This is a genomic window from Nonomuraea sp. NPDC001699 (genome assembly GCF_053596455.1).
On sequence record NZ_JBSFGF010000063.1, the window covers coordinates 1 to 5,788 of the forward strand.

Sequence of the window (5,788 nt, forward strand, 5' to 3'; positions counted from 1 at the left end):
TCGCGGTCTGTGGGGGTTTTGGCCAGGTGCCACAGGGAGGCGCCGATGGCGCTCCAGGTGGTGTCGATGCCCGCGATCAGCAGCAGGGCGATCGTCCCGACGACGTGGACGGGGTCCAGCTTCGCGCCGTTGAGCTCGGCGTCCAGCAGGTACGAGGTGAGGTCGTCACGCGGGTCGGCCAGGTGGTCGTGGATCTGCTCCACCAGATAGGCCGACAGTTCGGCGAAGCGTTCCAGCCGCACTTCGGTCGGTTCGTTCACGCTCTCCAGGGCGTTCTCCACGAACCGCCTGAACCGGTCGGCGTCCTCGGGTGGGAAGCCCAGCATGTCGGCGATCACCCGCATCGGGATGTACTGGGCGTACTCGCGGGCCGCGTCCACGACCTCGCGCCCCTCCAGGCCGTCGATCAGCTCGTGGCACAGCGCCCGCGTCGACTCCTCCCGTCTGGCGACAGCCGTCTTGGTGAAGGCGGGCAGCAGCAACTTGCGGGCGTCGTGGTGGAAGGGCGGGTCGGACGAGATCGGCGGCACCCCGCCCACCGGCGCGAGCTCCCTGGGCGGCTTGACGTTGCCGACGACGACCGCCCGCGAGGAGAACCGCTCGGTGTCGTAGGCGACGGCCGCGACGTCCTCGTAGCGGGTGGGCAGCCAGACCCCGCCGAACCGGTCGGTGTGCGCGATCGGGCAACGTTGCCGCAGGTCGTCCTGGATCGGGTACGGGTCGGCGGCCCACTGGGGGTCGACGTGGGAGAAATCGGTGGCCCAGTCCGAGACCGGATCGGTGACGATCTCGCTGACGGTGCCGCGCAGCCGGGCCCTGCGCGTCTCTTCCAGCTCCGGGCCGAAACGGTCGTCCACGGTCATCTCGCAGCTCCATCCCTGACGTCGATGAACCGGTCGGAGTCGATCTGAGGTGAATCACGCCCTCAATCGAATTAAAAAAGCATTCATTTGATACGTCAAGACACCCCCAAGGACACCACCGCTGTTGTCTGACGTCGCCTCAACTTGAGAGTTCGGCACGGTACTTGATAGTTGACCTGATAGTGAGAGCTCAAAATGACAGTTGGCCTCCCTCGGCGGCGGCGTCTGGCACTGGTGGTTGAGCCGCAGCCGGGTGAATCGTTCGCCTCTTGGGCTGATCGGATGGCGGTACGCAACGGATGTCCGGTGTGGATGATCGCCGAGGCGTTGGGGCTGGATGTACGTGCGTCGAGCGATGTCCGTTCACTGGCGTACGGCGTTGTTGTGACGTCGGAGACCTGCAGGGCGATCGGGGCTGCCACAGGCGTGAGTGCCGAGGTCGTGCGTGGGATGCACCTGGAGGTGTTCGACGGCTCGGCTGTGGATCTGGCAGGTGTCCGCGTGGGGGAAAAGGACTCAGTCCGCCTGGCAGAGGGCCGTGAGTGGGTGCAGTTCTTCGGCAGCCGGGCCTGCCCGAAGTGCCTGGCGGCTTCGGGCGGAGCGTGGCAGGTCTGGTGGAAGCTGGGCTGGGCCGCGGTTTGTCCCGCGCATCGGATGCTGCTGGTGGATCTCTGCCCGAGATGCCGCGTTTCCGTGCGACGGGGCCCGGCCGGCCAGCCAGGCCGCCTGTCTCGCTCACGGATGCCGGCTCCGTTGCGATGCGGCGCGTTCCTCAGCGGGACCGTATGCGATCAGCCGATCCCACAGATCAGTACGAGCGCGGTGAGTAACGAACTCGCTGATCAGCAACAACTCGTGCTCGAGATGGCGATGCGCCGCCAGCCTGCGCTGTTCGCGGGCCAGGCGGTGAGTGCCGGTCAATGGTTCGCGGCCTTGAGAGCGACGGCGATGCTGGTCCGGTTGGGGGGTGCCGGAGGTACTCCCCCTGTTGGATGTGACTGCGGATGGCCGGGGCGCGCTGGCCGCAGAGGCCGCTGCTGGGCAGCGGTGGAACCAGGCGGGGCTAGTGGGCCGCTTCGGGATGGTTCCGCGGACTGCGTTGGTAGCTGCGGAACTGCTGGCGGTGGCTTTGGAGGTGGCCGCGGTGGAAGGGGAGTCGGAGTTGGTGGCCCGATTGATGCCACTGGCCGCCGCCGCGCGGTTTCGGTGGAAGGAGCGGCGGCCAGATCCGTTGACGCAGATGGATCTGCCAGCGATTTTCACCGCAGCTCTGGATGCCGCTCTCGGCGGGCAGATTCGGCGGTCGTGAGCAAGGCGAGAAGTGGTGGATCGATTGGTCTGAGCCAACGGGTGTAAGCGGTCACGCGAAAATCCTGGCTGGCGGCCATGTCAGTCCAGGTAGGTGGCCGCCTGGTTCCTGATGGACGGACAGGAGAAATCCTGGTGGACAGTCAGCTGGCTCGCCTTGCTGATTGTCGTCCGGGCTGAGCGTTCAGTTGGATAGATCAGCTCAGCCCAGGAGCATAGACCGACTGTTGCTTCCTGGTGAACCGGTCGAGGTCCAGGCGAACGCCTGTCAGCGCCTCGACGGTTGCCAGTGCAGTCTCCCAGTCGGGGTAGGGCGTAGCGGGTGTCACCCCTGCCTCATCATCGGCCTTCATCCGCTCTCCCAGCGCCCGCAAGGCCCCCAGATGGGCATCGAGCGCGGTGGGGTCCTGGCCGAAGCACTCCGGTCCATTGGGCGACGAGATTTGCCCCACCGACGTGACGAGAACGCCGTCGGCCGCATAGAACAGCTCGTGGGCGTTGTTGACCAGCCACCAGAAACCCCACGCCTGCGCGTTCTCGGTCAGGCGGGCCCAGATGTCCGGATCGCTGGGATAGGCGTTCTGCGCCAGCACGATCACACCATGGTCGCTCTGTTCCAGGACGACGTGTTCCGCCAGCTCCAGCACCGTGCCGGGACTCGCGGCGTAGGGGTCGGCCTCCAGCCGGCGTGCGACATCGGCGACCGTAAGTGGCTCTGCATGCCCTCGCACTACCATCCAGAACATCGCCTCGTTGATGTAGGGGTCTACTCGACCCAGATCCTGGCGGAGCTTCACGTAGTAGTTGATCATGTCGGGCGTGACCGGGCTCATGCTCTTCCCTCTCGCATGGTGGAGACGACAGGGTAGCGGCCGGTTCCGACATTTCCGATCAAGCATGGTGACCGTTGGCCTTGAGAGATGTTGGCCGTCTACCTGGAGAAGTCCTGGCCGTGGGCCAGGATGCTCATGGCCGTGTATCAGGAGAACTTCATGTCCGTCCACAACGGGCTTGGATTGAGATGCTTGGCCCGGAAAGTGCCACGAAGTCGACCACAGAGCGCTACCGTGACCTTCGTCACATGGTTCTGCCCGGCGTGCCGACGCTTTGAATGGATGCGAGCAGCCGCTTCTTACGGTCTCGGGAGGCGCGATGAAGGCTGCCGACCTGCAGTTACGCAGCGTCCAGGTTCGCTACCTGCATCGGGACGGGCAGGAAGAACGGCTCCCGCTGGAAGCTGCCGCCGAGGTGGCGTTCGAGAACTGCGGCGCGATCCGGCGGATCCCGCACCGGGTCGATCAGGCACACACACCGAGCACGCACTGGTCCTCCACGACGAACCGGATGATCGAGTGCGAGTCGCATCTGGAGAGCGTCTGGATGACGATGCTGGACTTCGATCCCGAGGTGAGCGGCTTCTCCGGCCAGCCGATGCAGTTGCTTGGCGTGGATGATCGCGGCGCGTGGAAGGCCACCCCTGATTTGTTCGTCCGCCGGGTGGACGGCTCGGCGACGGTGATGGAGGTCAAGAACCCCGGTCGGTTGAACGACGCGAAGGTGAAGGCGACCGCCGAGCGGGTCGCGGCCTGCTGCGCGGCGGCGGGCTGGGGCTATGAGCTGGTCGGTGAGCCGCCCGGGCGGCAGCGCACGATCAACGTGCTGGCGTTGGCGGGCTATCGCCGTGAGATGGTGGGAGTGAGCGATTACCGCGCGCAGCTCCTGTCTCTGGCCGGCGAGCCGGTGCCGCTGGGACAATTGGTCAGCTTCACCGCCGAACCGCTGGTGGCCCGCGCGGTCGTGCTGCATCTGTGCTGGACCGGCGAACTGGCGGTGGACCTGACCCGCCCGCTGGAGGACACCAGCTTGGTTCGGGCAGCGGTGAACAGTGATGTTGGGGCACGGCAGTGGGCGAAGGCGTCGAGGCGGTTGGTCGGCGACTGGTGATGGGCACGTGGGTGTGGTTCAACGACGAACGCCACCAGGTGGTCGGTCACGGTGGCGGCGAGGTTCACCTACGGTCGGCCGCCGGGGAGTGGACAACCATCTACATCGCGGCTTTGATGGCGGCACCCGGGTTCCGGCTGCTGAGCGAAAGCCCCGTCGACCTGCCCTCGCCCGACGTCGATACCGGGGCGCTGCTGGACGCTCTGTCTGACGACAAGGCAGCAGCGGTGCGGGACCTTGAAGCGCATCTGAACGAGATGTGGAAGGGCTACCGAAGCGGCAAGTCGGAACGGGCGGAACCGGGGGAGCCACGCCCGTCTTACGATCCGGTCTTGGTGCCGAACTTGAGTGATCGTTTAGAGGCCAAGGCGGCTGAGCTGGGAGTGAGTTCGGCCACGATGTGGCGCAAACTGCGACGTTATCGCGCCGCGCAGCGCGAGGGGCTGGTCGACGGGCGCGGCACCGAGGTTCGCAATCCGCTGGCCCGCGCCGATCGGCGGGTGCTGGATGCGATCCTCGCTCAGCATCGGGTCGGGGAACGGGAGGACTCCACCGGCAGCCTGAACCGGTTCTATCGGCGGCTGCAGGATCGGCTGGATCACGAGCACGGGCCGGGCGTGGTGAAGCTGCCGTCGAGTTCGACCATCGCCCGCTATGTCGAGGTGCTGCTGCCGGGCCAGTACACCTTCGGCCGGGCGCCGTCGCGGCGGAGCGCGGCGGCGCGGCCGCAGCGTTCCTACCGGCCGGATGAGGCGGTGCGGCCGGGGCAGGTGGTGATGATCGACGCCACCCCGCTGGACGTGATCGCCTACGACCCGATCGGCGACGTCACCCACAAGGTGCACCTGGTGCTGGCGATCGATGTCGCGACCCGGACGCTGCTGGCCTGGCGGATGACGGTGGGCGACACCCGGGCGGTCGACGTGGTGATGCTGCTCAACGACGCGGTCACGCCGGAGCCGATGCGGCCCGGCTGGAAGCAGGCGCTGGCCTACCGGATGCTGCGCCTGCCCATCACCCGCGAAGTCGATCTGGAGGAGCGGCTGGAGCTGGCCGCGGCCCGGCCGGTGATCTGGCCGGAGACGATCCTGGTCGACCACGCCAAGGTCAACCTGTCCGACGCGCTGCGCGAGGCCTGCCTGGATCTGGGCATCAACCTGGGCTTGGCCCGCAAGGCCAACCCCACCGACAAAGCCAATATCGAACGCGCCTTCGGCACGATCCGTGAAGATTTCGCCGAGCATGTCGCCGGCTACAAGGGCTCCGACACCTCCAGCCGGGGCCGGCTGGTGGACCACGCCGCCCGGTGGAGCCTGGAAGACTTGGAGGAGTTCTTCGCCGAGTACGTGGTGGCCATCTATCAACGCCGGGTGCATTCCGGGCTGATCGTCTCGGGGTTCCCCGAGCTGGAGATGTCGCCGAACCATGCCTACAGCCTGATGGTGGCCCGCTACGGCTACATCATCTGCCCGCCGCAATCGCATCACTACTGCAAGCGGCTGCCGATCGAGTACCGGACGATCCGCCCGGAGGGAGTGCAGCTCGACTACCTCATCTACGACGACCCGATCCTGGGCACTGGTTGCGTCGGTCAGAAGTAGAAACGCTTGTTCACGGGTTCGAGCAACGCCAGCGGCTCAACGGGTTCGGAAATGTCGATGAGATTCAGCAAC

General features: G+C 66.4%; 5 protein-coding genes. 3 read left to right on the forward strand and 2 right to left on the reverse strand.

The features are described 5' to 3' along the window. The coding region (locus tag ACWCSU_RS52590) for a cytochrome P450 (RefSeq protein WP_364103620.1) at nucleotides 1–863 on the reverse strand (863 nt) is incomplete at its 3' end. Nucleotides 864–1,058: 195 nt separating this feature from the next. On the opposite strand from ACWCSU_RS52590, the gene ACWCSU_RS52595 reads away from it, so the two are divergent. Beyond that, on the forward strand, nucleotides 1,059–2,219 hold the full coding sequence (locus ACWCSU_RS52595; protein ID WP_449945165.1) for a TniQ family protein: 1,161 nt from the start codon (nucleotides 1,059–1,061) through the stop codon (nucleotides 2,217–2,219). Between the two features lie 149 nt (nucleotides 2,220–2,368). Here ACWCSU_RS52595 and ACWCSU_RS52600 read toward each other — a convergent pair whose 3' ends face one another. Beyond that, nucleotides 2,369–3,004 (reverse strand): hypothetical protein, encoded by a 636-nt coding sequence (locus ACWCSU_RS52600; protein ID WP_449945169.1) that lies wholly within the window; start codon nucleotides 3,002–3,004, stop codon nucleotides 2,369–2,371. A gap of 319 nt (nucleotides 3,005–3,323) precedes the next feature. Here ACWCSU_RS52600 and ACWCSU_RS52605 point away from each other — a divergent pair, with 319 nt between their 5' ends. Both ACWCSU_RS52605 and ACWCSU_RS52610 read left to right on the forward strand, forming a co-directional pair. Next, nucleotides 3,324–4,115, forward strand: coding sequence for a TnsA-like heteromeric transposase endonuclease subunit (locus ACWCSU_RS52605; RefSeq protein ID WP_449945172.1), 792 nt, complete (start codon nucleotides 3,324–3,326; stop codon nucleotides 4,113–4,115). Continuing rightward, nucleotides 4,076–5,716: a hypothetical protein gene (locus ACWCSU_RS52610; RefSeq protein ID WP_449945175.1), complete on the forward strand. Its 1,641-nt coding sequence runs from the start codon at nucleotides 4,076–4,078 to the stop codon at nucleotides 5,714–5,716. Before ACWCSU_RS52605 ends, ACWCSU_RS52610 begins: the two co-directional genes overlap by 40 nt. The last annotated feature ends 72 nt before the right edge of the window (nucleotides 5,717–5,788 follow it).

Coding starts and splice junctions, on each gene's coding strand:
- ACWCSU_RS52600 (WP_449945169.1), bottom strand. CDS start 3,004: ATGAGCCCGGTCACGCCCGACATGATCAACTACTACGTGAAGCTCCGC.
- ACWCSU_RS52595 (WP_449945165.1), top strand. CDS start 1,059: ATGACAGTTGGCCTCCCTCGGCGGCGGCGTCTGGCACTGGTGGTTGAG.
- ACWCSU_RS52605 (WP_449945172.1), top strand. CDS start 3,324: ATGAAGGCTGCCGACCTGCAGTTACGCAGCGTCCAGGTTCGCTACCTG.